The sequence below is a fragment of the Mesorhizobium sp. LSHC420B00 genome (assembly GCF_000503055.1).
Lineage (GTDB): Bacteria > Pseudomonadota > Alphaproteobacteria > Rhizobiales > Rhizobiaceae > Mesorhizobium.
On sequence record NZ_AYVY01000002.1, the window covers coordinates 393,960 to 420,050 of the forward strand.

23 protein-coding genes are annotated in these 26,091 nt (G+C 62.7%); 11 read left to right on the top strand and 12 right to left on the bottom strand.

Going from position 1 to position 26,091, the window contains the following annotated elements:
* Nucleotides 1-251: 251 nt before the first annotated feature.
* The 4 genes from X760_RS45780 to X760_RS45795 all read left to right on the top strand — a co-directional run bounded on the left by X760_RS45780 (nt 252) and on the right by X760_RS45795 (nt 3,728).
* On the top strand, nt 252-1,022 hold the full coding sequence (locus X760_RS45780) for a rhomboid family intramembrane serine protease (protein ID WP_023717463.1): 771 nt from the start codon (nt 252-254) through the stop codon (nt 1,020-1,022).
* Between the two features lie 94 nt (nt 1,023-1,116).
* Entirely contained in the window at nt 1,117-1,548 is a 432-nt protein-coding gene (locus X760_RS45785; protein WP_023717464.1) for a CBS domain-containing protein, read from the top strand.
* A gap of 190 nt (nt 1,549-1,738) precedes the next feature.
* Nucleotides 1,739-3,238 (top strand): Asp-tRNA(Asn)/Glu-tRNA(Gln) amidotransferase subunit GatB, encoded by a 1,500-nt coding sequence (gatB, locus tag X760_RS45790; protein ID WP_023717465.1) that lies wholly within the window; start codon nt 1,739-1,741, stop codon nt 3,236-3,238.
* A gap of 1 nt (nt 3,239) precedes the next feature.
* Complete coding sequence (locus X760_RS45795) at nt 3,240-3,728, top strand: GNAT family N-acetyltransferase (protein ID WP_023717466.1); 489 nt, start codon at nt 3,240-3,242, stop codon at nt 3,726-3,728.
* 16 nt (nt 3,729-3,744) lie between these two features.
* Here the strand turns inward: X760_RS45795 and X760_RS45800 are convergent, their stop codons facing one another.
* The 5 genes from X760_RS45800 to X760_RS45820 all read right to left on the bottom strand — a co-directional run bounded on the left by X760_RS45800 (nt 3,745) and on the right by X760_RS45820 (nt 8,758).
* Entirely contained in the window at nt 3,745-4,176 is a 432-nt protein-coding gene (locus X760_RS45800; RefSeq protein WP_023717467.1) for a hypothetical protein, read from the bottom strand.
* Nucleotides 4,177-4,237: 61 nt separating this feature from the next.
* Nucleotides 4,238-5,449: a hypothetical protein gene (locus tag X760_RS45805; RefSeq protein ID WP_023717468.1), complete on the bottom strand. Its 1,212-nt coding sequence runs from the start codon at nt 5,447-5,449 to the stop codon at nt 4,238-4,240.
* Nucleotides 5,450-5,596: 147 nt separating this feature from the next.
* Entirely contained in the window at nt 5,597-5,812 is a 216-nt protein-coding gene (locus X760_RS45810; RefSeq protein ID WP_156948020.1) for a hypothetical protein, read from the bottom strand.
* 177 nt (nt 5,813-5,989) lie between these two features.
* Entirely contained in the window at nt 5,990-7,390 is a 1,401-nt protein-coding gene (locus X760_RS45815) for a glycosyltransferase family 39 protein (RefSeq protein ID WP_198030459.1), read from the bottom strand.
* 207 nt (nt 7,391-7,597) lie between these two features.
* Nucleotides 7,598-8,758, bottom strand: a complete 1,161-nt coding sequence (locus X760_RS45820) for a helix-turn-helix transcriptional regulator (protein ID WP_023717471.1) — start codon at nt 8,756-8,758, stop codon at nt 7,598-7,600.
* Nucleotides 8,759-9,004: 246 nt separating this feature from the next.
* Here X760_RS45820 and X760_RS45825 point away from each other — a divergent pair, with 246 nt between their 5' ends.
* From X760_RS45825 to X760_RS45835, 3 genes are all read left to right on the top strand, one after another.
* Nucleotides 9,005-9,403, top strand: coding sequence for an NADH:ubiquinone oxidoreductase subunit NDUFA12 (locus X760_RS45825; protein WP_023717472.1), 399 nt, complete (start codon nt 9,005-9,007; stop codon nt 9,401-9,403).
* A 156-nt stretch (nt 9,404-9,559) separates the two neighbouring features.
* Nucleotides 9,560-10,042, top strand: a complete 483-nt coding sequence (locus X760_RS45830; RefSeq protein ID WP_023717473.1) for a DUF2155 domain-containing protein — start codon at nt 9,560-9,562, stop codon at nt 10,040-10,042.
* An 86-nt stretch (nt 10,043-10,128) separates the two neighbouring features.
* Entirely contained in the window at nt 10,129-10,497 is a 369-nt protein-coding gene (locus X760_RS45835; RefSeq protein WP_023717474.1) for a hypothetical protein, read from the top strand.
* A gap of 112 nt (nt 10,498-10,609) precedes the next feature.
* On the opposite strand, the gene aat is transcribed toward X760_RS45835, so the two are convergent.
* The 6 genes from aat to X760_RS45865 form a co-directional block, all read right to left on the bottom strand.
* Nucleotides 10,610-11,227 (bottom strand): leucyl/phenylalanyl-tRNA--protein transferase, encoded by a 618-nt coding sequence (gene aat / locus X760_RS45840; RefSeq protein WP_023717475.1) that lies wholly within the window; start codon nt 11,225-11,227, stop codon nt 10,610-10,612.
* 15 nt (nt 11,228-11,242) lie between these two features.
* Entirely contained in the window at nt 11,243-12,586 is a 1,344-nt protein-coding gene (accC, locus tag X760_RS45845) for an acetyl-CoA carboxylase biotin carboxylase subunit (RefSeq protein ID WP_023717476.1), read from the bottom strand.
* 19 nt (nt 12,587-12,605) lie between these two features.
* Nucleotides 12,606-13,064: an acetyl-CoA carboxylase biotin carboxyl carrier protein gene (gene accB / locus X760_RS45850; RefSeq protein WP_023717477.1), complete on the bottom strand. Its 459-nt coding sequence runs from the start codon at nt 13,062-13,064 to the stop codon at nt 12,606-12,608.
* Nucleotides 13,065-13,090: 26 nt separating this feature from the next.
* Nucleotides 13,091-13,525 carry a type II 3-dehydroquinate dehydratase gene (gene aroQ, locus X760_RS45855; protein WP_023717478.1) on the bottom strand — a complete coding sequence of 145 codons (435 nt, stop codon included), beginning with the start codon at nt 13,523-13,525 and terminating at the stop codon, nt 13,091-13,093.
* A gap of 163 nt (nt 13,526-13,688) precedes the next feature.
* Nucleotides 13,689-14,492 (bottom strand): DsbA family protein, encoded by an 804-nt coding sequence (locus X760_RS45860; protein ID WP_023717479.1) that lies wholly within the window; start codon nt 14,490-14,492, stop codon nt 13,689-13,691.
* Nucleotides 14,493-14,562: 70 nt separating this feature from the next.
* Complete coding sequence (locus X760_RS45865) at nt 14,563-15,957, bottom strand: M48 family metalloprotease (RefSeq protein WP_023717480.1); 1,395 nt, start codon at nt 15,955-15,957, stop codon at nt 14,563-14,565.
* A gap of 146 nt (nt 15,958-16,103) precedes the next feature.
* Between X760_RS45865 and X760_RS45870 the strand changes: the two genes are divergently transcribed.
* On the top strand, nt 16,104-17,252 hold the full coding sequence (locus X760_RS45870; RefSeq protein ID WP_023717481.1) for an aminotransferase class I/II-fold pyridoxal phosphate-dependent enzyme: 1,149 nt from the start codon (nt 16,104-16,106) through the stop codon (nt 17,250-17,252).
* Nucleotides 17,253-17,263: 11 nt separating this feature from the next.
* Nucleotides 17,264-18,265: a glutaminase gene (locus tag X760_RS45875; protein ID WP_084642445.1), complete on the top strand. Its 1,002-nt coding sequence runs from the start codon at nt 17,264-17,266 to the stop codon at nt 18,263-18,265.
* A gap of 97 nt (nt 18,266-18,362) precedes the next feature.
* Here the strand turns inward: X760_RS45875 and X760_RS45880 are convergent, their stop codons facing one another.
* Nucleotides 18,363-21,353 carry a ribonuclease E/G gene (locus X760_RS45880; protein ID WP_023717483.1) on the bottom strand — a complete coding sequence of 997 codons (2,991 nt, stop codon included), beginning with the start codon at nt 21,351-21,353 and terminating at the stop codon, nt 18,363-18,365.
* A 667-nt stretch (nt 21,354-22,020) separates the two neighbouring features.
* Between X760_RS45880 and X760_RS45885 the strand changes: the two genes are divergently transcribed.
* Nucleotides 22,021-23,283: an N-acetylmuramoyl-L-alanine amidase gene (locus tag X760_RS45885; protein ID WP_023717484.1), complete on the top strand. Its 1,263-nt coding sequence runs from the start codon at nt 22,021-22,023 to the stop codon at nt 23,281-23,283.
* A gap of 214 nt (nt 23,284-23,497) precedes the next feature.
* Nucleotides 23,498-25,954 (top strand): penicillin-binding protein 1A, encoded by a 2,457-nt coding sequence (locus X760_RS45890; protein WP_023717485.1) that lies wholly within the window; start codon nt 23,498-23,500, stop codon nt 25,952-25,954.
* Nucleotides 25,955-26,091: the final 137 nt, after the last annotated feature.

Sequence of the window (26,091 nt, forward strand, 5' to 3'; positions counted from 1 at the left end):
AACAACTGGTTTACGTTGCGCGCCGGCCAGGCCTGTGGCACACCAAAACCACTCCAGAAGCGGTCGTTTTGCGACGATCGGCAGCACTTCAGTCAAGAGTTCAGGGGGAGCAAGGGGGCTCGACCAGCCGTTCAAGGGAAACCTTGGACGGCTTCTTTTTTGATTCGGAGCTGCTGATTCGCCGTTTGTGATTCGGTTGGCCGTGATCTACATGCTCGCGAAGTCCAATCCAGCGACTGAGTGCAAGCCATATGAGCGACCCAGAAAGCCCACCGGAGATCGAGCAGGGCGAGAGTGGGCCTGCCGCCCGCGAACCGGAGCAACGCCGTGAACCGGTGTTCAACCTGCCGCCCGTGGTGCTGGCGGTGATCGGCATCTGCGTCGCCGTCCATCTGATCCGGGTCTATTGGCTGACCGACGACCAGGACTTCGAACTGCTTGTCCGGGCAGCCTTTGTGCCGATCCGCTATTCCGGCCGCTTCGACCTGGATTTCTTCGCGTTTTCAAGCCCTTTTACCTATGCCTTTCTGCATGGCGGTTTTGCCCATCTTGCCATCAACATGGTGTGGCTCGCGGCCTTCGGCTCACCGCTGGCCAACCGCTTCGGCGCGTTGCGCTTCAGCCTGTTCTTCGCCGCGACCGGACTGGCGGCGGTGGCGCTGTTCTGGGCCATGCATCCGCTTGGCGAAGCGCCGCTGGTCGGCGCCTCCGGCGCGATTTCCGGCATGATGGGTGCGGCGGCGCGCTATGGCTTCCGCATCGACCGCTCGTCGGGCAAGGCCGCCTTCGCCGGCCAGCCTTTGCCGATGGCGGCGGTGCTGCGCTCGCGCGGCGTCGTCACCTTTCTCGCCATGTGGATGGTGATCAACCTGGCGACCGGCCTCTTCGGCCTGGCGCCCGGCATTGACGGCCAGATCGCCTGGGAAGCCCATATTGGCGGCTTTCTTGCCGGCTTCTTCGGCCTGCGGTTCTTCGATCGGCGAGAGCAGGCGCTCCAACAGGCGGACGAGCCGGACACCTGAGACCTCCGCACTTGAAATGAAACCGATCGCGGCGCACCATACTAGGGAAAGCCGGCCAAGGCAGGAGCCGGCAGGAAATGCAGAGGAGGACGTCATGACTGTTAAGGCAATTCTCGAGGCAAAAGGCCACGACGTGGTGACGCTCGGGCCGAACGAAAAGCTCAGCGAAGCCATCCGCATGCTTTCCGAACACAGGATCGGCGCGCTGGTCATCACCAACGGCGATCACAAGATCGTCGGCATTCTTTCCGAGCGCGATGTGGTGCGGGTTCTCGCCAAGGAGGGGGCGGCGGCGCTCGACCTTGCCATCCGCTCGGCGATGACGCCCAAGGTGAAGATCTGCAATGAGAACCACACCGTCAACGAGGTCATGGAGATCATGACCAAGGGCCGCTTCCGCCATCTGCCGGTGGAAAAGAACGGGCTGCTCGACGGCATCGTGTCGATCGGCGACGTGGTCAAGCGGCGCATCGAGGATGTCGAGCGCGAGGCCGAGGAAATCAGGGCCTATATCGCCACGGCATAGGTGAGGGCGGCCGGGTTGCCGGCCATTGAATTTTTTCAAGCTGCTATAGCAGTCCATCGCGGCAGGTGCGGGCCTGTGCCGCGTCGGCGCCCGCGGCTTTGCGCTTGTCTCTCTTGGCGGTTTGCACTAGCGAAGTTGCACATCAAAATATGCGTTCTCGCATATCCGCAATTCCACTATGCAGGCCACTATGACCCTCATCGATACCCGCACGCCCGACGCCAAGCGCCTGGTTCCCGGCGCCACCGGCGACTGGGAGATCATCATCGGCCTCGAGGTCCATGCGCAGGTGACCTCGCAGGCAAAGCTGTTTTCCGGCGCCTCGACCATTTTCGGCGCCGCGCCCAATGCCAATGTCAGCCTGGTCGACGCGGCGATGCCCGGCATGCTGCCGGTCATCAACGAGGAATGCGTCAAGCAGGCGATCCGTACCGGGTTGGGCCTGAAGGCTGAGATCAACCACAAATCGGTCTTCGACAGGAAAAACTATTTCTATCCCGATCTGCCGCAGGGCTACCAGATCTCGCAGTTCAAGCAGCCGATCGTCGGCGAGGGCAAGGTGATCGTCTCGGTCGGCCCGGACCGGCAGGGCGAATTCGAGGACATCGAGGTCGGCATCGAGCGTCTGCACCTGGAGCAGGATGCGGGCAAGTCGATGCACGACCAGCATGCGACAATGTCCTATGTCGATCTCAACCGCTCCGGCGTGGCGCTGATGGAGATCGTCTCCAAGCCGGATATGCGCTCCGCCGATGAAGCCAAAGCGTATGTCACCAAGCTGCGCACCATCGTGCGCTATCTCGGCACCTGCGACGGCAATATGGACGAAGGCTCGTTGCGAGCCGACGTCAACGTCTCGGTGCGCCGGCCCGGCGGCGAATTCGGCACGCGCTGCGAGATCAAGAACGTCAACTCGATCCGTTTCATCGGCCAGGCCATCGACTATGAAGCGCGCCGCCAGATCGCCATCCTCGAGGACGGCGGCAGGATCGAGCAGGAAACACGGCTGTTCGACCCCAACAAGGGTGAGACGCGCTCGATGCGCTCCAAGGAAGAAGCGCATGACTACCGCTATTTCCCGGATCCCGATCTTCTGCCGCTGGAATTCGACCAGGCCTATGTCGATGAGTTGGCAAAGGACCTGCCGGAACTTCCCGACGCCAAGAAGGCGCGGCTGATCTCGTCGCTTGGCCTGTCGACCTACGATGCCTCGATCCTGGTATCGGAAAAGGCGGTCGCCGATTATTTCGAGAAGGTGGCGGCCGGGCGCGACGGCAAGCTCGCCGCCAACTGGGTCATCAACGACCTCCTGGGGGCCTTGAACAAGGCCGGCAAGGATATTGAAAACGCTCCTGTTTCGCCCGACCAGCTTAGTGCCGTCATCGACCTGATCAAGGAAGGCACCATCTCCGGTAAGATCGCCAAGGATCTGTTCGAGATCGTCTGGAACGAGGGCGGCGATCCGCGTCAGCTGGTCGAAAGCCGTGGCATGAAGCAGGTCACCGATACCGGCGCCATCGAAAAGGCGGTCGACGAGGTGATCGCGGCCAACCCGGACAAGGTCGAGCAGGCGCGTGCCAAGCCGACCATGGCTGGCTGGTTCGTCGGCCAGGTGATGAAGGCGACCGGCGGCAAGGCCAATCCGCAGGCGGTCAACGAGCTGGTCAAGGCCAAGCTCGGGATCGAGTAGGATGTTCGTCCGCACCGCCGGCGAGCGCGATCTGGCGGCGGTGCGCGCATTGCTGATCGAGACATGGCATGCCACCTATGACGCCATCTACGGCGCGGCGCGGGTTACCGAAATCACCGATGAATGGCATTCGATCGCCGCGCTCAAAGCACGGCTGACGCGGCCGAACTCGGAGTTCCTGGTCGCCGACGACGGCAAAAGCATCGGCGGCATGGCTTTCGCCGCCGCCACCACGGATGCCAGGATCGTCATGCTGAACCAGCTTTACGTGCATCCGGCCTGGCACAGGCAAGGCATCGGCCAGGCGCTGCTGGACGAGATCGAGGCCAGCTTTCCGGAGGCCCGAACGCTACGCGTCGAGGTCGAGGAAGCAAATGCTCCGGCCATCGCCTTCTACCGCTCGAGAGGGTTCTTGCCCGCCGGCAACACGGCCGATTGCGGCGGCGCCACAGGGTTGCCGGCGCTGGTTTTGGAGAAGGCGATCGGCTAGCTCGTTCGCCTGACGCTCAGTTGCGTTTCACAGGCAGGTTGGAGCAGCCGGCGGCGAGAAACTCGCACGGCAGGCTGCCGCCGCCGCCCGACGTGTGCGGGGGCGTAGCGGCTTCGATTTTTTCGACCTCGTAATATTTCGAGGTGACGCCCCATTTTTTGACGCCCTGGCACGTCGAGCGCACGCCAACCTCCGTCGCCTTCGCCGCCGTCTTGTAGTAGGTGGTGATCCGGCAGGATTGGCTGACCGGCAGCGCGTTCGCCGGGCTCGTGACCGGCGGCAGGAAGTTCGGGAAAGCAAGCAGTGAGATTGCCGCAATGATCCGGGCGGCGGGCATGGTGTGGGGAAGGTGCAGCATCGTTTGTCTCCATCGATGGCGCCGCTCGCTCGTGGCGAAGCGGCGCGTTTGTTCCCGCAGGATCAGGCCATGAAGCAGGCGCTGCCGCATCTGCCGCGCGGGGGATGGCGGCGGCGGTCCGAACCGCCGCCGTCATCCGCGAGTGGCCGCGTCAGGGCGTTTTCGGCTTGATGAGCTTCTTTATCGGAACAGCGACTTTTGGTGGCCGGACCGTACTGGCTCCACCGCCGACGGCCAGCCCGCCGCTGTTGAGATAGCGCACCGTATAGCGCAGCTCGTAGCCCGGAACTCTGATCCATGTAGGCTTGTGATTGAACTGGTCCGGAGGCCTCGAATACCACTTCGGGATCTGCATGATCTTGGAACCGGCACCGAATCCCGCAGTCTTGGCCGCTACCGCGAAGGCGCTGTCTCTGGGATCGTTCGGCGGCTGGTCGACATTGCCGATGACGACCAGCGAGTCGTATTTTCGCGCGTCGAGCCTGAGTGCGGGAAGGTTCAGCGCAGCCACGTTGCCTTCGCGCATCGTCAGCGCCTTCTGAAGGCCGTCCTCATTGGCGTAGACGTTGAGGTTAATGGCCTCGGATTCCGCATAGACCACATTGTTGTGGAAGTCGCGGGCTGCCAGGCGTGTGAGGCTGTCGAAGGTCACTTCAACCGTCGGCTTGGCTATGGCGTCCGTCACAATCAGGTTGCGTCGCGGCACCGTCCAGAAGATGAGATCGTCGCCGGTGGCTTGCGTGCCGGCATCGGACCCGTCGATTGCCGAGCATTTCGAAATCGGAACCGGCGTCGTCACCGGCAGGGGTGCCGAAAACGAGCTGCGTACCTGAGCATCGATGTAGTTGCCGATGTTGAAAACATCTTCGAGGATGTTGCCGCCTTCGAAGCTCGCCGGGCCGGGTTGCGAGCGGATGATGACCTGGCTGGAATCGGTCTGCCAGCGGCTGCAGAAGACGTTGACGTCTATGGGAATGCCGATGTGACGGTCGGACGTCACCGGGATCGAGACCTTGATGGTGAGGATATAAGGAACTTTGACAAACCAGCTGTTCGGCTGGTTCAGCATCTGCGTCGCAAAGCGCGACGGCCGCCATTGCTTCAGCGATTCGATCGATGCGCGCGATGATCGTCCCTGGGCGGCTAGCTGTGCGTTGGTGGCGTCGACCTTGGCCTGCGCCAGGTTGCGGACGGTGTTGGTGATCAGGAACACGCCGAGTTCGGCTTTGCAGGGCCTGTTCGATTGTGTGGGGTTGCATGGGGCAAGTGCCGCACTGGCAACCGGCGGCCCCGAAGGCGGCGGCTGGGCGGCCGCGATGGCCGCCATCAGGCCGAAGAACAGCATCGTGCAGGTTTTCAACATGGTATCCTCGCTCTGTCGTTGGAAACCACCCTCCGGCTAGACAGCAGCATTTGTCCGATGGCGGTTCATCGCCCGCACGGGGGATGAACCGCGAAAACATCGGGCGGGCCTAGCGACGTCGAGCCGCCGTCCTTTCGGATTGGATGGCTACTGCTTCACGACGCCTTTGGTCGTCGCCTTCGGCGCGACGACCTTGGGCTTGGGGGTTTTCGGACCTGGGTCGACTACCAATGCGGCCGTGCAGGAGCATTTGCCCGAACCGCAGTTCAGGTCGCCCTTGCACATTTTGGAATGCCGCATGTCGGTGCAGTCGGCGGTCCGGAGCAGGAGCAACTGCCTTGCCCGATCGTACCCGACTGACATTTGAAGCTCCATGCCGGATCGGCAGCAAGGCCGGCCACAGCGAGCGATAAGACAAAAAGCGTTGTCGAGATGAGCTTGCGCATGAATACCTCCCGGTTCTATCGAGCGATGGAACCACGGAGCAGCAACGCCTTCATCTCCCGCGCGGGAGATGAATTCGCGTACCGGTGACGATCGTCAATGCTGTCCCTTCAGCACGACGAGATAACCGCGTTCGACGCGAAGCCGGAACGCGATTTGCCCTGCGGTGCCGGGATCCTTGGAAACCTTGTCGATGACATAGCCGCTGGGATGCGAGCCAAGCCATTCTTCCGGTTTGTCGGTGGTTTCGAATGGCTTTTGCAACCGGGCCAGGAAGCCGACTTCGCCTTGATAGTCGAAAGCCACGGCCCAGTCCGCATCCTTTCGCTCGTCGACGAAGTTGGCGAGCGGCGTCAGGTCATAGCGTTTGAACGCGGTTGCCGATGCCACCGCGTGGCCGATGCCGAAAATGACAAGCATGACGACGGCCGAGCTTTTCAGCCTGGCGAGCGGGATCTCCGCCATGAAATACCCGAATAGGATGGTCACGAACGGCAACATCGGCACGACATAGTGGGGCTGCTTGCCGGATATCGCGCTGAATGCCAGCAACACGGCAACGAACGAGAACGACAGCAGGCGCAAGGCGCGCAGATCGGGCGACTTCGTCTCGATCAGGCTGCGTATCCGCGTGCGCAGCTTCAATCGCCATACCTCAGGTATAAAAATCCACGGTATGAACATGACCGGCAGCAGCAGCAGATAGAAATAGAACGGCCGGCCGTGCGAATTGCGCAAATTGCCGGTGACGCGCCCCGCCGATTGGTTCCAGACCAGATCATAGACGAAACTGCCCTTTGTCAGGATGGTCGCCGGCACCAGCCAAATCGCCACCGGAATTAGCGCGGCGAGCACTGCCAGGCCCACTCCAGCGAGGAAGTTCGGTGTCGCCAGTCCCGCCCGCCGGTCGCGCCAGAACGGGTAGAACAGGATGGGCGCGCCGATATGGATGAGCACCACCGGGCCTTTCGTCAGCACGCCCATGCCGATGAACAACCCGGCCAGAACGGCCTGCCAGCGGTCGCCGCTCCGGGCAAAGGCAATCAACGACAACAGCGCGGCGAGCACGAAGACCGTCAGCAACAGGTCGAACAGGATCAGCGTCGAATAGATGACGAACACGCTGCTTCCGACGACCAGCCAGGGGACGCGCCGTGCGATGTCGTCGCGGCCGGGAAACAGGGTCCTTGCCAAAGCCGTCGTCAGCCAGATGACGAGTGAGGAGGCGGCGAAGATGACCAGCATCGCCGCCGGCCGGCTGGCGCCGAAAACGGTCCAGACAAGGTCGATAAGCCAAAACAGCAGCGGCGGCTTCTGCAGATAGGGCGCGAAATTCATCGTCGGGACGAAGATCTGTCCGCTCAGATACATTTCCCAGGTGACGCTGAGATATCGCGTTTCGTCGACGGGCAGCAGTGGCCGGAAAGCGACCGCGATGACGATCAGCCCAAGCAGGAAAAGGTAGGGGAGCAGCCGCTCGGTAGATGTCGGTATCAAAGATCGAGATCCGCGCCAGAAACCATTTTCTTTCCAGCCGAGCATAGTGCCGCGTTTCTGGACCGCGAACGACCGCACCATGATTTTGGCCGAATTGCAACGATGCCGGTTTCGTTTTGCAGATTTTGCGGATGATGTTCTTAAAGGCTTGGAAAACTTACCGGCCGAGCCTTTTGGACCACGGCCGGTCCGGGGGATCTGCGCAAATCAACTGGAGCGCAACGGCGGCGACAATTCGCGCATCAAGAGTTCGAGCTCGCGCTGATCGCCGGTACCGGTCTTGTCGAAGATCGTTGCCAGCTGCGACTTGACGGTGCCATCCGAGACGCCGCCGGCTGCGGCGATTTCCTTTCGCGTCAGGCCGGCGGCAACGTGACCGGCGACGCGCCTTTCTGCCGCGGTCAGTCCGAACAGCGCCGCAATGGCGTCCAGCGCCGGGATTGGTGCCGAACCGGCCGCGGCGATGAAGATCGCCGCGGCGGCGCGCTGCGAGATACGCGCCGAGATTTCACGCCGCGCCAGCGGCATGACATGGGCCACCGCCGGAACGGCCGTCTTGGCCAGCGGAATGTTGATGCCGCAAGGTCCGAGCGCGAATTCGTCGCGCGTGCCGAGCTGGACGGCACGGCCGATCGCGGCATTGGCGTTGGCATAGGTGAAGGAAAGCTGTCCGCGCACGCAAGCGACCGAGATGTTTTCGGCGAGCAGCGCTTCGGCTGTCGGGTTGGCGAAGATGATGGTCATGTCTTCGGCGACGATCAGCACGGGATGGTCAAGGCTTTCGATGATGGAACGGAAGATTTCGGCCTTGCGCCGCTCCGCCTCGAACAGGTCGCCGATGGTCACCGCGCGCCGCACATGCGGCGCCAGCAGGCAGACAAGCTCGAGGTCCTCGCTGGAAATCTGGCGCCTGTCCTTGTCGGTAACCACCATCAGCGTGCCGATCCGGGTCGGCCGCTTCATCAACGCCACCCAGAAGAAATCGTCCAGCCGGTTGGGTTGCACCCATTCGCGCACGATGCGGCTTTCGAGCCATCTCTGTCGCGTATCCGGACCTTGCAGGGCGTAGATCGAATCGACAGTGAACGGCACGTCGATCCCCATCTTGGGAACCGCCGCATAGAACGGCACTTGCGAGCCGTAGTCATGCTTCAACGGCTCAAGAACTGCGGGATCGCCGCAAGACACCGAAAACCGCGCGGAACTGCTGATCGTGTCGATGACGGCGAGCATGGCAAGCTGGCCTTCCGCCAGGCTGCAGATGGCCTCGAGTGTCGCTTGCCAGCGGCCGACGTCGGCAATCGAATCGTAGATCGCCTCAACGACCTGCGGCAATGCGCGACCGGCCGTGCCCGCCAGCGATGACATGAGCCCCTCTCATTTGCCGCCCTTGAGGCGACGAAGCATCAATTCCTAGAATAACGCTGCGTAAGGTTGCCAACAACCCATTTCATCTGCTTCGCGCGGACGCGAGGATCGCATGAACGTATAGTTTGCCCGCCAGCCATTTGCTCGTCGGTTGCGGCAAGACCCTTGCCTTCGCAATGCCGTGACGCCATAAGCAGGAACAGGCGCCGCGAGGACTTGCTACAAGGACTTGCCACGAGGATTTGGATGAAAACTTTCCTTCTGCAGTTTTTCACCTGGTGGAACAGCCAGACGCTGGGAACGCGCTTCCACACCTGGCGGCACGGCAAGATGGTCGGGCAGGACGAGGTCGGCAACGTCTACTACGAGGGCGGCGTCGATTCGGAAGGCCGCACCCGCCGCTGGGTCATCTACCGCGACTATTCGGAAGCCTCGGCGATTCCGCCCGGCTGGCATGGCTGGATCCATCACCGTGTCGACGTTGCGCCGCCAACGGAAGACTACAAGCCCCGCGACTGGCAAAAGCCGCATGTGCCGAACCTCACCGGCAGCCCCGCAGCCTATCGCCCGAAGGGCTCGGTGCTGACCAACCAGCATCGTCCGCAGGTGACGGGCGACTACGACGCCTGGACGCCCGGTTTGTGATCGATCGCCGCGACACGCGCGCGGTTCCCACAGGCACCGTCCCCACGGGCGCGGTCCTTTGTCGCCACAATTGCTGTTTAGCTGTTTGCTGATCCGACAGCAGCAACTAGCCTTGGCGTTAAGAGAATCACCCGGGCGCAAACCACCGGACCTTGCATGAGCATGTTCAGCCGAATTTTGACGGGCGGATCAACCGCGGTCGTTCTCGCTTCTATGGTGGCGCTTGCTGCTGCGCAGGAGTTGGCACCGCCTGCGCCGGACGCGTCGGTGGCACCCGCAGCACCCGCAGTATCCGAGCGCATCACCAATCCCGTCGCTGAATTCGCCGGCATCGACAAGATCACCGGCCGGATCATCACCTTCGACGTCTATATCGACGAGACGGTGCAATTCGGCGCTTTGCAGGTGACGCCGCGCATCTGCTATTCGCGGCCGGAAAACGAAGAGCCGAAGACGGATTCGTTCGTCGAGGTCGACGAGATCACGCTCGACCGGAAAATCCGCCGTATCTTCACCGGCTGGATGTTTGCCGAAAGCCCCGGGATCAACGCCGTCGAGCACGCCGTCTATGATATCTGGCTGAAGGGCTGCAAGCAGAAGTCCGACGTGCCGGCACCCGCTGCCCCCAAAACCAACTAGAACCTGTCAGCGCGGCGGATACGGCGTCTTGCGGAACCGCCTTGTTGTCCGAGCGTTGGGGCTTCTCTAGGGAGGAGGTTGCCATGATGATGGCCAACAAAAGCGAGCTTCTCGACATCGAAAAGGGATTCTGGACCGGCGACGCCGACTATTTCAAGGCCAACGCCGACACCGAATGCCTGGTGGCCTTCCCGCAGATGGCGCGGGTGATGAGCAACGCCGATCTGGCCAAAACCGCGACGGAGCCGAAGCGCTGGCGCGAGCTCGACATCGACCTCAAGGGCATCATCGAGCCCGGCAGCGACATCGTCATGCTGACCTACGAGGCGCGTGCGACCCGGCAAAATGGCGAAGCCTATGCAGCACTGGTCAGTACCGGCTATGTCCACCGCGTCAATGGCTGGAAGATGATGTTCCATGCACAGACACCGCTGGTGACGGCGACCAAGGGCTGACCGGCCGGTAGAGCAATTCCAGGAAAAGTGTGAACGGTTTTCCGTGCGGAATTGCGTCAAAACACAAAATAGACCGGTTCGGCGTTTCCGTGAAACGATGAACCGTTCTAGATCACGGAAAAAACACAGCCTCGCCCTTTAGCGCCTCGGCCAGCATCTTCTCGTACTTGCCACGTGGCACGTCGATTGCGCCGAAACGTTTGAGATGCTCGGTCGTGAACTGCGTATCGAGCAGCGCAAAGCCGCGCGCCTTCAGGCGCTCGACCAGATGAACCAGACAGGCCTTCGAGGCGTCGGTCTCCCTGGCAAACATGCTCTCGCCGAAGAACACCCGGCCGAGCGACACCCCGTAGAGCCCGCCGACCAGCCGGTCGTCGTGCCAGGCCTCGACCGAATGGCAATGGCCCATCCGATGCAGCTCGACATAGGCTTCGCGGATTGGTGCGTTGATCCAGGTCGACCGCCGTTCCTCGCGTCTTTCGGCGCAGGCGTCGATCGTCGCCTCGAAATCGAAATCGATGCGGAATTCGAACAGATCCTTGCGGATCGTCTTCCTCAGGCTCTTCGGGATGTGGAAACCGTCGAGCGGAATGATGCCGCGCGTCTCCGGCCGCACCCAGAACACCTCGGGGTCATTGGCATTTTCGGCCATCGGGAAGACGCCGGAGGCATAGGCTTTGAGCAACAGGTCGGTCGGGATGCGATAGCCGGGTGCGTAGGGGCGGGTCATCGCGTCGCCCCTGTGTCACTCGCCTTTGGCCAGATATTTTTCCAGCCAGTGGATGTCGTAGTCGCCATTGGCGATGTCGGCGTTGCCGACGAGGTCGCGAAACAGCGGCAGCGTGGTCTTGATGCCGTCGACCACGAATTCATCGAGCGCGCGTCGCAGCCGCATCATGCACTCGACGCGGTTGCGGCCGTGCACGATCAGCTTGCCGATCAGGCTGTCGTAGTAGGGCGGGATCTTGTAGCCGGAATAGACGCCGGAATCGACGCGGATGCCGAGGCCGCCTGGCGTGTGGAAGTGGGTGATGGTGCCCGGCGAGGGGGTGAAGGTGCGCGGATCCTCGGCATTGATGCGGCATTCGATAGCATGGCCGTGGAAGCGGATATCTTCCTGGCGCACCGAAAGCCCGCCGCCCGAGGCGACGCGGATCTGCTCGTGCACGAGGTCGATGCCGGTAATCGCCTCGGTCACCGGATGTTCGACCTGCAGGCGCGTGTTCATCTCGATGAAATAGAACTCGCCGTTCTCATAAAGGAATTCGATGGTGCCGGCGCCGGAATAGCCGAGATCGGCGATCGCCTTGGCGCAGACGCCGCCAATATGTGCGCGCTCCTCGGCATTGAGCGCCGGCGAGGGCGCTTCTTCCCAGACCTTCTGGTGGCGGCGCTGCAGCGAACAGTCGCGCTCGCCGAAATGCACGCCGCGCCCGGCGCCGTCGCCGAACACCTGCACTTCGATATGGCGCGGCTTCTGCAGATACTTCTCGATATAGACGGCGTCGTCGCCGAAGGCGGCGCCCGCCTCCGAGCGTGCCGTCTGCAGCGCCACCTCGAGGTCGGCCTGGCTATGCGCCACTTTCATGCCGCGCCCGCCGCCGCCGGCCGACGCCTTGATGATCACGGGGTAGCCGATCTCGGCGGCAATGCGCTTGGCCTCCTTTTCCTCGGTGACCGCGCCGTCGGAGCCGGGTACCACGGGAATGCCGAGGCGCTTTGCGGTGCGCTTGGCCTCGATCTTGTCGCCCATGATGCGGATATGGTCGCCGGTCGGGCCAATGAAGGTGATGTTGTGAGCGGCGAGGATGTCGGCGAACTTGGCATTCTCCGACAAAAAACCGTAGCCGGGATGCACCGCGTCGGCGCCGGTGATCTCGCAGGCGGCGACGATCTGGTGGATGTTGAGATAGGAGTCGCGCGACGGCGGCGGGCCGATGCAGACGCTCTCGTCGGCGAGACGCACATGCATGGCGTCGGCGTCGGCGGTCGAATGCACCACCACCGTCTGGATGCCAAGCTCCTTGCAGGCGCGCAGCACCCTGAGGGCAATTTCGCCGCGATTGGCGATGAGGATTTTCTGGAACATCTTTCGCCTGTTCCCGGCTCTACTCGATCACGACGAGCGGCATGCCGTATTCGACCGGCTGCGCATCTTCGAACAGGATCGCTGTCACCATGCCGGCGCGCGGCGAGGGGATCTGGTTCATCGTCTTCATCGCCTCGATGATCAGCAGCGTCTGGCCTTCCTTGACCTTCTGGCCGATTTCGATGAACGGCTTGGCGTCGGGCGACGGTGCCAGATAGGCGGTGCCGACCATTGGCGAGGCGACGGCGTTCTTCGACACGTCGGGCGTCGCCGGCGCGGCCGCTGCCGCAGGCTGCGCTGCTGCCGGGGCATAGGCTGGCGGCGCTGCGGCGATCGCATGGACGGCCGGCGCCTGCCGCGAGACGCGCACCTTCAGATCGCCCAGCTCGACCTCGATCTCAGTGAGGTTGGTGTCGTTCAGTATGCCCGCCAGGTCGCGGATCAGCTGCTGGTCAACACCGTTCTTCTTTATCGACATTTTCGAGCCTTCTGTTTGTTGGCCGGTCATAGGCGTGCAGCCAGCGCCTGCAGCGCCAGCGTGTAGCCGAGCGGCCCGAACCCGCAGATCATGCCGACGGCGACCGGCGCGACCATGGAGACGTGGCGGAATGGTTCCCGCGCGTGGATGTTGGAGAGATGCACCTCAGCGACCGGCAGCGGCGCGACAGCGCGGATGGCATCGTGAATGGCGATCGAGGTATGGCCGTAGGCGCCTGGATTGATGACGATTGCGGCGGCCTTGTCGGCGGCCTCGTGGATCCAGTCGACGAGGTCGCCCTCATGGTTCGACTGGCGGAAATCGATCTCCAGCCCAAGTGCGGCACCCGCCTGCTTGCAGTCGTCGGCGATCGCCGCAAGCGTCTTGCCGCCATAGATGCCCGGCTCGCGCTTGCCGAGCGCGTTGAGATTGGGGCCGTTCAGGACGAAAACCGTTTTCAAAAAATGCCGACCTTTCCCGGCGCGGCTAAGCCGGCGCGCCGGACCCTCTATAATGGGCATAGACGCTGGCGAAAAGAGCGCAAGTGCGTTCTTTCGCCGTCCACAACAGCCGGAAAACGGCCCGCGCCGGAAACCCGCAGCCTGATCGAAACCCGAACGCTAATCAGAGTGCGGCCTTCGCCGCCTCGATCTTTTCGGCCAGCACTTCCTGGCCGAGCGCGCCGAACACAACCTCGTTGCCGACGACATAGGACGGCGTTCCGGTGATGGCGAGCTTGGTGGCAAGATCATATGTTTTGGAGAAGGCCTCGGTGATGCTCGGGTCCTTCATCTTTTCGCGCAGCGCCGCCTCGTCGGCGCCGAGCGACAGCGCCACCTTGATTGCCGCCGCCTCGGTGGCGCGTCCCTGGCCGCCGAGCAGCGCGTTGTGGAATTCGCCGTATTTCTCCGGCTTCATCAAGTGGAAGGCCATCGAAACGACGCTCGCCTTCTGCGAATCAGGGCCGAGGATCGGGAATTCCTTGAGCACGAAACGCAGGTCCGGATCGGCCTTGGTCAGCGCGCGCATGTCATCGATGGCGCGTTTGCAGTAACCGCAATTGTAATCGTAGAACTCGACGATGGTGACCTTGCCGTTCGGATTGCCGACAACGCCGTCGAAGGCGGAGTTGAAAATCTGGTCCTTGGCGTCTTTGATGACGCCGAGACTGGCGACGCGCTGTTCTTCCTTCTGCTTGGCCTCGAGCGCCTGCTGGGCTTCCAGAAGCACTTCCGGGTTCTTCAGCAGATAGTCGCGGACGATGCCTTCGACTTCGGTGCGGTCGAGCTTGGTTTCCGAGGACGCCGTCTGGACAAGCTGCGCCGTGCCGGCCTTCGCCGTCTGCGGACTTCCGGCGACGAAGCCGAACGCCAGCATGGCGAGGGCGGCTGCCACTCCGGTAGTGCCCAGCAGAATTGCCTTGGTCATGATCCTCGATCCTCTAGCCTGTGTTCGGGTCCGCTCGGTTCGGCTGTGTCGCAGCGTGCGTCCGAAAGGTTCACTTCTTCTTACCTGATGGTGCGTAGTTTATAATGTCCTGCGCGCGAAGCCAGCCCGGCTCGCCCCGCTTCATGCTCTGCTGCGCCCGCATGGCGAAGATCTTCGCATTCTTGTAGTCGCCGGAATAGAAATGCCCTTCGGCGGTTGCAAGCTCGGCCGCCGGGATGTTGCCGAGTTCGCCATAGGCCTGTGCCAGATAGCGGTATCCGGCGGCGTTTTCGCGATCCCGCCCGAGGCCCGTGTTGATCTGCGCCACCGCCTTCTTCAGCGCATCCGGCGTGCCGATAGCCATCAGCGCCTGGCCGTAAGAGACCGGCAGCAGCCCGGACCGCGCCGGATCGAGGCTGACCGACCTGGCATAGGCGTCCGCCGCATCCTTCGGCCGGTTCGCCTTCATCAGGACGTCGCCGCGCAATTCCTGGAAATAGGGATTTTTCGGCTGTTCCTTGATCAGTGCGTTGGTCTTGGTGAGCGCAGAGGCCAGATTGCCGAAGAGATAGGTCATCTGCGCGTCGCCATAGCGCGAGGCGAGGCTGCCGGGGTTCTTGCGCATCAATCGCGACGCCGCGGCCTGTCCTTGCATATAAGCGGCGATCTTGATGCGCATCATGTCGTGGCGCTGCTGCAGTGCCGGCGGGTCGACCTTGTCGACGTAAGGGCTCTGCTTCACCAGCACTTCGAGATTGGCGATACGCTCCTGCGGCATCGGATGGCTGATCTTGTAGGGATCGACTTGGGCGCCCGAGAGCGACAATGCGTTCTGGAAACGGCTGAACGTCTTCAGCATGCCCATGCCGGACTGGCCGGTAGCATTGAGATAAGCGATTGCCGAGCGGTCGGCGGTCATCTCTTCGGTGCGCTGATAGGCGAGGATACTGCGTTGCGCCATCTCGCCGCCGCCGGCCATCACGCCCATGCCGGCCCCAGCGAGGCCGCGGCTATTGCTGGTGGCGCCGGCCACCATGGCGCCGGCGCCAAGCAGCGTCGCCAGGATTGCCATCGTCTTGGCGCGCTCGAGCTGTTCGCGCAACTTTTGCTGGTGTCCGCCGGCGATATGGCCGGCCTCGTGGGCGATGACCCCGATGATCTCGTTGGGCGTTTCGGCTGTCATCAGCGCGCCGGTGTTGATGAACATGCGGCGGCCAGCAACAAAGGCGTTGAAGCTCTGGTCGTTGACCAGCACGATGTTGATGGCGTCGCCCGATAAGCCGGCCGCTTTGAAGATCGGCCGTGCGTAATCCCGCACCAGCGCCTCGATCTCGGCATCGCGCACCACCGGCACATTCTGCGCAAACGCGTTGACCGAGCCAGCCGTGGCTAGCACCGCGGCAAGCGAAAGCGTCGCGAAGGCGCGCCCTGTCCTGGCGATCGTCGATCTGGGTCGGCTTAACATGGCAGGTCCACTGGTAGACGAGCGGGCGAAGGATGAAAAGTCGGCACCTTAAAACTTACCGAACTTGTGATCCCCACATCAATCGGGCATTTGTGCGGCGCGGCCTGCATGGCCGGCACGTGCGGACAAGTGTGGTGGATTGAAAAATGGTTGTTTCGCTTTCGCGCCGCGGCGCCGTCGAGCCGTTCCACGCCATGGACATCCTGGCCGAGGCGAATCGGCTGAAGGCCAAGGGCGTGCCGGTCGTTTCCATGGCAGTCGGCCAGCCGTCCGACCCGGCACCGGCCGGGGTTCGCGAAGCGGCGGCGAGCGCCTTGAAAGCAGGCCGCATCGGCTATACCGACGCGCTGGGCCTCGCCGGCCTGCGCAAGGCAATCGCGGCCCATTATGGCGAGCATTACGGGCTTGACGTGCCGCCCGAGCGGGTAGCCGTTACCACCGGATCGTCGGCTGCCTTCAACCTTGCCTTCCTGGCGATGTTCGATCCGGGCGACCGCGTCGCCATCGCCGCGCCGGGCTATCCGGCCTATCGCAACATCATGGCTGCGCTCGGCATCGACATCGCCGAGATCGAGCTCGGCGGCGCCGCCTATCTTCATGCCGAGCACCTGAAAACCGCGCACCGCGAAAAACCGCTGAAAGGCGTGCTGTTCGCCAGCCCGGCCAATCCGACCGGCGCGGTCATTCCCGCCGGCGATCTCGAGGCGCTGGTCGAGACGGCGCGCGAGCTTGGCATCGCCGTGATCTCAGACGAGATCTACCACCGGCTGGCCTATGCGGCGCCCGACACGACGGCGCTGTCTTTCGGCGCGGACGTGACGGTGATCAATTCCTTCTCGAAATATTATTGCATGACCGGCTGGCGCATCGGCTGGATGGTGCTGCCGCAGGATTTGGTGCGGCCGATCGAGCGCATCGCCCAGAGCCTCTACATCTCGCCGCCCGAACTGTCCCAGATTGCCGCGATCGAAGCGTTCAAGGCGACAGAAGAGCTGGAGGCGGTGAAGGCGCGTTACGCCTGGAACCGCGAGCTCTTGATGCAACGCCTGCCGGACCTCGGCTTTGCGCTTGCCGCGCCCATGGACGGCGCCTTCTACGCCTTCTGCGACGTCACCCGGCACACCAACGACAGCATGGCGTTTGCGCGCAGGATGCTTGCCGAGGCGCATGTGGCGGCGACGCCCGGCCGCGATTTCGATCCGCTGCAGGGCCATCGCACGATGCGCTTTTCCTACGCCGGCAGCCACGACGACATGGTCGAGGCGATGGCGCGTATCGAACGCTGGCTGAAGTAGCGGGGACGACGATGCCGGAGCTTGAACAGGCGCCGCAACGCGGACAGGCGCCCCAACTTGGACAGGCGCCCCAGCTTGAACAGGCGCCCCAGCTTGAACAGGCACTGCGCGAGGTTGCCGCCGAAATGGCGGAGCGTGCCGATCGCGGCGACGTTGCCAGCTATATTCCGCAGCTGAGCAAGATCGACCCGAAAAAATTCGGCATTGCCGCGGTGACCAATGACGGCCGCGTGCTGACCGCGGGCGACGCCGACGAGGCATTTTCGATCCAGAGCATCTCAAAGGTATTCACGCTGACGCTGGCGCTCGGCAATGTCGGCGACGCGCTATGGCAACGGGTCGGACGCGAACCGTCGGGCAATCCGTTCAACTCGATCGTCCAGCTCGAGCACGAGAACGGCATTCCGCGCAATCCGTTCATCAATGCCGGCGCCATCGTCGTTTCAGACATCCTGCTTGCCGGCCATCAGCCGCGCGAGGCGATCGGCGAGATCCTGCGCTTCATCCAGTTCCTGGCCGATGACGACACGATCATCATCGATCGCGAGGTCGCGGCGTCCGAACGTGCCACCGGCTTTCGCAATTTCGCGCTTGCCAATTACATGAAATCGTTCGGTAATCTCAATCATGCGCCGGAACTGGCGCTGGGCGTTTATTTCCACCATTGCGCGATCGCCATGAGCTGCCGGCAACTCGCCCTGGCCGGGCGCTTTCTCGCCAATGGCGGCAACAATCCGGCGACCGGGCATTCCGTCGTCTCGGCCGAGCGCGCCCGCCGCATCGGCGCGATGATGCTGACCTGCGGCCATTATGACGGCTCCGGCGACTTCGCTTTCCGTGTCGGCATTCCCGGCAAGAGCGGCGTTGGCGGCGGCATATTGGGGATCGTGCCGGGCGTCGCCTCGCTTGCGGTGTGGTCGCCTGGCCTCAATGCCAATGGCAATTCCAGGCTGGGCTCGATCGCGCTGGAGAAACTGGCGAAGATGATGAACTGGTCGATCTTCGCGCCATAGTGCCTGTCGCCTGGAATTGGCACGAAGAAATCCCGCGCAGCCAGTCGGCAGCGCGGGATTCTTTTAATCAGAAAGTCTGGCTAATACACGGAAAAGCTTAGAAAAAGCCCTTCCGCTGCCACCAGCCGGCACGCTTCGGCTTGTCCTCGGCCTTTGCTTCCTCGGTCTTTGCCTCGTCGGGGACGATCGAGGAGACGACCGGCACGACCGGAGCATCCACCGGTGCGGGTTTGCGCCGCGACGGCCGGGCTTTCGGCGTTTCCTTGCCAGCCGCCACTTCGGTCTCCTGCCGAACCGGCGCAGCGGTCTCGCCGGAAGCCACCGCCGCGGCTTCGGCGGCCGATGTCTCGGCGCCCGCAATCTCGGCAACTGCTTCCGCCGCGGCCTTCTTCGGCTTGGCGGCACGGCGCGGCTTCTTCGGCTTTTCGGCGCTCGGCGTGTCGTCGTTCGCCGGAGCACGCACCGCAAGCTCTTCGGCAGGCGGCGCACCTTCCGGCTCGCCAGTCACCGGCTCTGCTTCCGATACGGCACCTTCTGTCATGCCGGCCGGCTCGCCGGCGCTGGCTTCGACGCCGTCCTCACCGTCTTCACGGCGATTGCGCTTGCCGCCGCGCTTGCCGCGCCGGCGCTTCTTGCCGTGACCGTCGTCCGCCGCTTCCGCAGTTTCGGCAACCCCGGCCGGCGCTTCACGTTCCGCTTCGGCGCCTTGATCGCCGGCGGCTACGAGGGCGTCGTCCGTCGGCGCCGAAACGGAAGCACCTTCCCCGGCAGCGGCCTGTTCGCGGTCCCCGTGTTCACGATCCCCGTGTTCGCGATCCCCGTGTTCGCGATCCTTGCCGCCGCGCCGTCTGCGGCGCTTGCGGCGCTTGCGATCGCGGCCTTCGCCGTCCTCGCCGGACCTTGGCTGCTGCGGCTGCTGGGCAGGGCGTGGCTGCTCAGCCTGCACCGGTGCCTCCTCTTCCTCCTCGATGACGATCTCGTCCTCGGGTTCTTCCGGCTCGACATAGGCCGGGAACGTGCGGGCCTCGACAAAGCCTTCCGGCTTTTCGGCCAGCGCGCCGCGGAAGATGGCATAGTGTTGTGCACCGACCGTGTCATCGGCTTCGATGGTGATGGTCACGCCGAAGCGGTGCTCGAATTCCACCAGCGTGCCGCGCTTGTGATTGAGCACATAGAGCGCGGTCGCTGCCGGCGTCCGCACCGTGATGTGGCTGCGCGAATCCTTGAGCAGGAATTCCTCGATTGCCCGCACCACCATCAGCGCAACCGACGAATCGGAGCGCACATGGCCGGTGCCGCCGCAATGCGGGCAAGGCTTCATCGTCGATTCCAGCACGCTGGCACGGATGCGCTGACGCGACATTTCCATCAGCCCGAAATGCGAGATGCGGCCGACCTGGATGCGGGCGCGGTCGTTCTTGAGGTGATCCTTCAGCCGCTTCTCGACGGAGCGGTTGTTGCGGTTCTCCTCCATGTCGATGAAGTCGATGACGATCAGGCCGGCGAGATCGCGTAGCCTCAATTGCCGGGCGACTTCCTCGGCGGCTTCCAGATTGGTGTGAAGCGCGGTGTCCTCGATCGAGTGCTCCTTGGTGGAACGGCCCGAATTGACGTCGATGGCGACCAGCGCTTCCGTCTGGTTGATGATGATGTAGCCGCCGCTCTTCAGCGTCACCTGCGGCTGCAGCATGCGGTCGAGCTGTGCTTCGATGCCGTTGCGCACAAAGATCGGCGTCGTGTCGCGGAACGGCTGTACCACCTTGGCGTGGCTCGGCATCAGCATGCGCATGAAATCCTTGGCCTCGCGGTAGCCTTCTTCGCCGGAAACCAGGATCTCGTCGATATCCTTGTTGTAGAGGTCGCGCACCGACCGCTTGATCAGGCTGCCTTCCTCATAAACCAGGGCAGGGGCCGTGGATTGAAGCGTCAGATTGCGGACATTTTCCCAAAGCCGCATCAAATATTCGTAGTCGCGCTTGATCTCTGCCTTGGTGCGGCTTTCGCCGGCCGTACGCAGGATGACGCCCATGCCTTGCGGCACTTCGAGATCGGCGACCACTTCCTTCAGCCGCTTGCGGTCTTGCGCATTGGTGATCTTGCGCGAAATGCCGCCGCCGCGCGCCGTGTTCGGCATCAGCACCGAATAGCGGCCGGCCAGCGACAGGTAGGTGGTCAGCGCCGCACCCTTGTTGCCGCGCTCTTCCTTGACGACCTGCACCAGCAGGATCTGCCGACGCTTGATCACTTCCTGGATCTTGTACTGGCGGCGCACCGGCTTGCGGCGGTTGCGCACTTCTTCAAGCGCGTCTTCGGCGCCGACCGATTCGACCTCGTGATCGTCCGAATGCGAGGATTGCACCTCCTCCAGCATGCCGCGATCATTGTCTTCGGACGTCGCTTCGCCGCTCGTCTCGGCCCCGCCTGTCTCGACCTCCCTTGTCTCTACTTGCGGGACGGCTTCCGAGATTACGTCGGCGTCGACGCTGGCAGCGATGGAACTGGATCCGCCTTCGGACGGCTCGGTCTCGCCGCTATCGGCGACTTCATCACTCTGTCCGGCGGCATCCTCGCTCTGTCCGACAGTATCGGACATGGTGTCGCCGCCGTCGGCAGCGGCATCCAGGTTCTCTGCGACGGCATCTTCGCCGCTCTCGCCATTCTCACCGTCGGACGCGCCTGCCTCGCGCCTGTGCTCGCCGCGGTCGCGGCTCTTGCCGCCACGCCGGCGTCCGCGCTTGCCGCGGTCGCGGCTCTGGCGGTCGTCGCCCTCGGCGGCTTCCTCGTCCTCTTCGTCCTGGGCTTCCTGTGCTTCCGCACGCAGCAGCGCCTGACGGTCGGCGACCGGAATCTGGTAATAGTCGGGGTGTATTTCACTGAAGGCGAGGAAACCGTGACGGTTGCCGCCATATTCGACGAAGGCTGCCTGGAGGGAAGGTTCGACGCGCGTTACGCGGGCGAGATAGATGTTTCCTTTGAGCTGCTTCTTGTCCTGGGATTCAAAGTCGAATTCTTCAATACGGTTACCGCGAACGACGACAACGCGTGTTTCCTCCGGGTGGGAGGCGTCTATCAGCATTTTGTTGGGCATTATTTCGTTTCCCCCCGGCAGCCGTCGGCCGCAGCTTGCGGGGCAATGCCCGCTGCCGTGGACCTGGAACATGGGTGCCGGACAATTGAACGTCCGCCGGCCGCTGCCTGAGCGCCATGGCGGTGCCGCCCGCAGCCGTAGTGGCGCGGTTTGTTGCGGACCTTTCCATGATTGCGCTTGAAGCCATCGTAACCAGCAGAACCTTTTGAACCAAAGCCCGGGAAAAACCGGACCAGCTTGTTTGCTCATACAGAGCCGGCGCGGGACAATCCCGGCCGTTTTGCTCACGCAGGCGATTCCCCCGCCACGGGAGCACGCCTGCGAAAATCGTCGCGATCACCGATGCCTTCTTCGCCTGAAGCGAAAGGAGCCGTCTTGCGTCTGACCTGTAGCAGGAAGCTGCGGAGGAGGACGGTTCCAGGATTGCAGTGATCCACCATCGCTTTTATGATTTGGCGGGTTGGAAGGCAACCCCGATTCCCGACGCCGGCAAAAAGCCGTTCCGCAACGGAAGCCCAGGTTCCAAGCCTTCCATGAAAAGGCTTGGTTAACCTTCTCTGGATACCAATCGTTAATCGAGTTCGCGGCCTGCCGGAACTTTGACAAGCAATAGGGCACTTTGACGAACGATCGGGCATGACGCCAAACAGGAGCGACTGGTAGAAAGATGGGACTGGCAGGCTTCGCAGACAAGGGCCGTCATCATGGAGGCTGGTTGTTCCGCACCGCCTGCCTGCTGCCGCTGATCCTGGCTTGCCTAGTCTTTCCGCCACTTTCGCGTGCTGCCGACGTACCGATCGGCGCCACAAGCTACAAGATGGCCGGCGATGCCACCAAGATGCGCATCGTCATCAATTTCGACCGCGATCCCGACATCAAATGGTTCCTGCTGCGCGGCCCCAATCGTCTGGTCATCGATCTGCCGGCCACGAGATTCGCCCTAAATGCCAAGGATGTGAAGCCGCGCGGCCTTGTCCGCGCCGTACGTTACGGCGGACTCGGCGAGGGAAAATCGCGGCTGATTCTCACCGGCAAGGGACCGTTTGCCGTCGACAATCTCGACGTGCTGAAGAACGATGATGGCAGTGGCTACCGCATCGCCATCGACATGTCGGCGGCGTCGCAGCGGGAATTCGATGCAGCGCTCGCCAATCAGGCGCTGACCACCGGCTCGACAGTCTCTGCCGACAAGGCCGGCAGGGTCGGTACCGGGCCGGTCTCCAATCCGGGCCATCGTTTCACCGTCGTCGTCGATCCCGGCCACGGCGGCATCGACGGTGGTGCCGAGGGCCTGAACGGCACTGTCGAGAAGAACGTGACGCTCGCCTTTGCCATGGAACTGCGCGACAAGCTCACCGCCAGCGGCAAATATGACGTGTTCCTGACGCGCGAAACGGACGAGTTCCTGCGGCTCGACGATCGCGTGCGCATTGCTCGCCAGCATGAGGCCGACCTGCTCATCTCGATCCATGCCGACACGATCAGCCTCAAGGGCATTCGCGGCGCAACCGTCTACACCGTGTCCGACAAGGCTTCCGATCCCGAGGCACAGGCGCTTGCCGACCGTGAAAATCTTTCCGACCAGTTCGCTGGCATGGAGATCAAGGACGACAGCAAGGAAGTGACCGATATCCTGATCGACCTGATCCGCCGCGAGACGCATAATTTTTCGATGAGCTTCGCGCACACTCTTGTCGGCCAGCTTTCCACCAGCGTCGGCCTGATCAACAACCCGCAGCGTTCTGCCGGCTTCAAGGTGCTGAAGGCGCCGGACGTTCCGTCCGTGCTGGTCGAACTCGGCTATCTGTCGAACGCCAAGGACGAAGCGCAGTTGCTCAGCGCCGATTGGCGCAACAAGGCGACCCAAAGCATAACCAACGCCGTTGCACTGTTTGCTTCGGCCAAGAGCGGAACGGGGGCCGGAGGCTGAAACGCCCGCCGGCGCCCACAACCTGAGGCAGCGTTGCACGGCGACAACACCCTGTGCTTTTATTTCCGGCATTCGAAACCGAAATTCCACGCTGCCGTATTTTGCCCACATGGTCGCGACATGGCTTTTGCGATTACGGGTTGGGATCGTCCCGAAAGCTTGCGCGAAGGGCGGCTTCGTTTAGGAAATTCCCGAACCAAGGACTGGAGCGGGTATGATTCGTCTCATTGGCTATTTCTTCGGCATCGGCACGACGCTGGCCCTTTTGGTCGCGGCGGGCGTGGCGATCTATATCGGCCATTTGTCGAAGGACCTGCCCGATTACGAGGTGCTGGCCAAATACGAGCCGCCGGTGACGACCCGCATCCACGCGTCGGATGGCGCGCTGATGGCCGAATATGCGCGTGAGCGGCGGCTTTATCTGCCGATTCAGGCGATCCCGGATCGAGTCAAGGCGGCCTTCCTGTCGGCCGAGGACAAGAACTTTTACAATCATCCCGGCATCGACGTGACCGGCCTTGGCCGCGCCATTGTCGTCAACCTGCAGAATCTTGGCTCGGGAAAGCGCCAGGTCGGCGCCTCGACCATCACCCAGCAGGTGGCGAAGAACTTCCTGTTGTCTTCAGACCAGACCTACGAGCGCAAGATCAAGGAGATGATCCTCGCCTTCCGCATCGAGCAGGCCTATTCGAAGGATCGCATTCTCGAGCTCTATCTCAACGAGATTTTCTTCGGTTTCGGTGCCTATGGCGTCGCCGGTGCTGCGCTCACCTATTTCGACAAATCGGTGAACGAGCTCACCGTGGCCGAGGCTGCCTATCTTGCCTCTCTGCCGAAGGGGCCGAACAACTATCATCCCTTCAAGCATGCCGATCGCGCCTTGGAGCGCCGCAACTGGGTCATCGACCAGATGGTCGAGAACGGTTACGTCACCCATGAAGAAGGCGAGAAGGCCAAGGCCGAGCCGCTCGGCGTCACGCCGCGCCGCACCGGCAACTATCTCTTCGCCGGGGAATATTTCACCGAGGAAGTGCGTCGCCAGATCATCGCGCGCTACGGCGAGAATGCGCTCTACGAGGGCGGCCTTTCCGTCCGTACCACGCTCGATCCGAAGATGCAGTTGATTGCCCGCAAGGCCATGCAGAACGGTCTCATGAAGTTCGATACGCTGCGCGGCTACCGCGGGCCGGTCACGAGCATCGATGTTTCCGGCGACTGGGGCGTGCCGCTGGGCAACGTCAAGCGACTGGAGGACGTGCCGGAATGGTCGCTTGCCGTCGTGCTCGATAGCTCGGCCACCGGCCTGTCCATCGGCCTGCAGCCGACGCGCCAGATCTCCGGCGAAATCGTCAAGGACCGCCTCGAAGGCACCGTCAGCAAGGAAGACATGAGCTTCGCCATGCGCCACGTGGTCGACGGCAAAACCGTCAAGGCGAAGTCGCCGGCCGACGTGCTGAAGCCGGGCGACGTGATTTTCGTGCAGAGGAACGACGGCTCGGACAACAGCTACAGCTTGCGCCAGGTTCCCGAAGTGGAAGGCGGCCTGATCGCCATGGATCCGCATACCGGACGCGTCCTGGCCATGGTCGGCGGTTTCTCCTATGCGCAGTCGGAGTTCAACCGGGCGACGCAGGCCATGCGCCAGCCGGGGTCGTCGTTCAAGCCGATCGTTTATTCGGCCGCCCTCGACAATGGCTATACGCCCGCCTCTGTGATCATGGACGGGCCGATCACCATCCAGAGCGGCAACACGACCTGGACGCCCAAGAATTACGACGGAACGGTGGCCGGTCCGGCGACCTTGCGCTCCGGCATCGAGAAATCGCGCAATCTGATGACGGTGCGGCTTGCCAACGACATGGGCATGAAACTGGTCGTGGAGTATGCCGAGCGTTTCGGCGTCTACGACCATCTCGCGCCGTATCTGCCGATGGCGCTGGGTTCCGGCGAGACGACGGTGATGCGCATGGTATCGGCCTATTCGATCATGGCCAATGGCGGCAAGTCGATCAAGCCGTCGCTGATCGACCGCATCCAGGACCGCTACGGCAAGACCGTCTTTAGGCAGGACGAACGCGGCTGCTCAAACTGCAACGCCGCAGAATGGCAGAACCAGCCAGAGCCGGAGTTGGTCGACAATTCCGAGCAGGTGCTCGATCCGATGACCGCCTACCAGATCACATCGATGATGGAGGGCGTCGTTCAACGCGGTACCGGCGCCACCATCAACGAACTCGGCCGTCACATCGCCGGCAAGACCGGAACGACCAACGACGAAAAGGATGCCTGGTTCATCGGCTATACGCCGAACCTCGTTGTCGGCCTTTATATGGGCTACGATCAGCCGAAAGGTCTTGGCAAGGGCGCGACCGGCGGCGGCCTTGCCGCGCCGATCTTCAAGGATTTCATGCGCGTAGCGCTGGACGGCACGCCCAATGTCGACTTCAAGGTTCCCGAAGGCATGAAGCTGATTGCGATCAATCGCAAGACCGGCATGCGGGCCAACGAGGGTGACGCCGGAACCATCATCGAAGCCTTCAAGCCGGGTACCGGTCCCGCCGACAGCTACTGGGTGATCGGCATGGGTGCGGACGGCTCCAACGCCACCGGCGGGGCGCTGTCGCCGCAGGCCAACCAGGCTATCCAGTCGGGCGGCGGCGGGCTCTACTGACAATCGTTACATCCGGTCGGGCCGGCTTGACGATCATGGTCGAGCCGGCCCATCCCGCTTTACAGGGGCCGGTGCTTTACAGGGGACATTGCCGTCCCTATGTATCGCGCCACCAAACCGCCATTCAGCAACAGGAC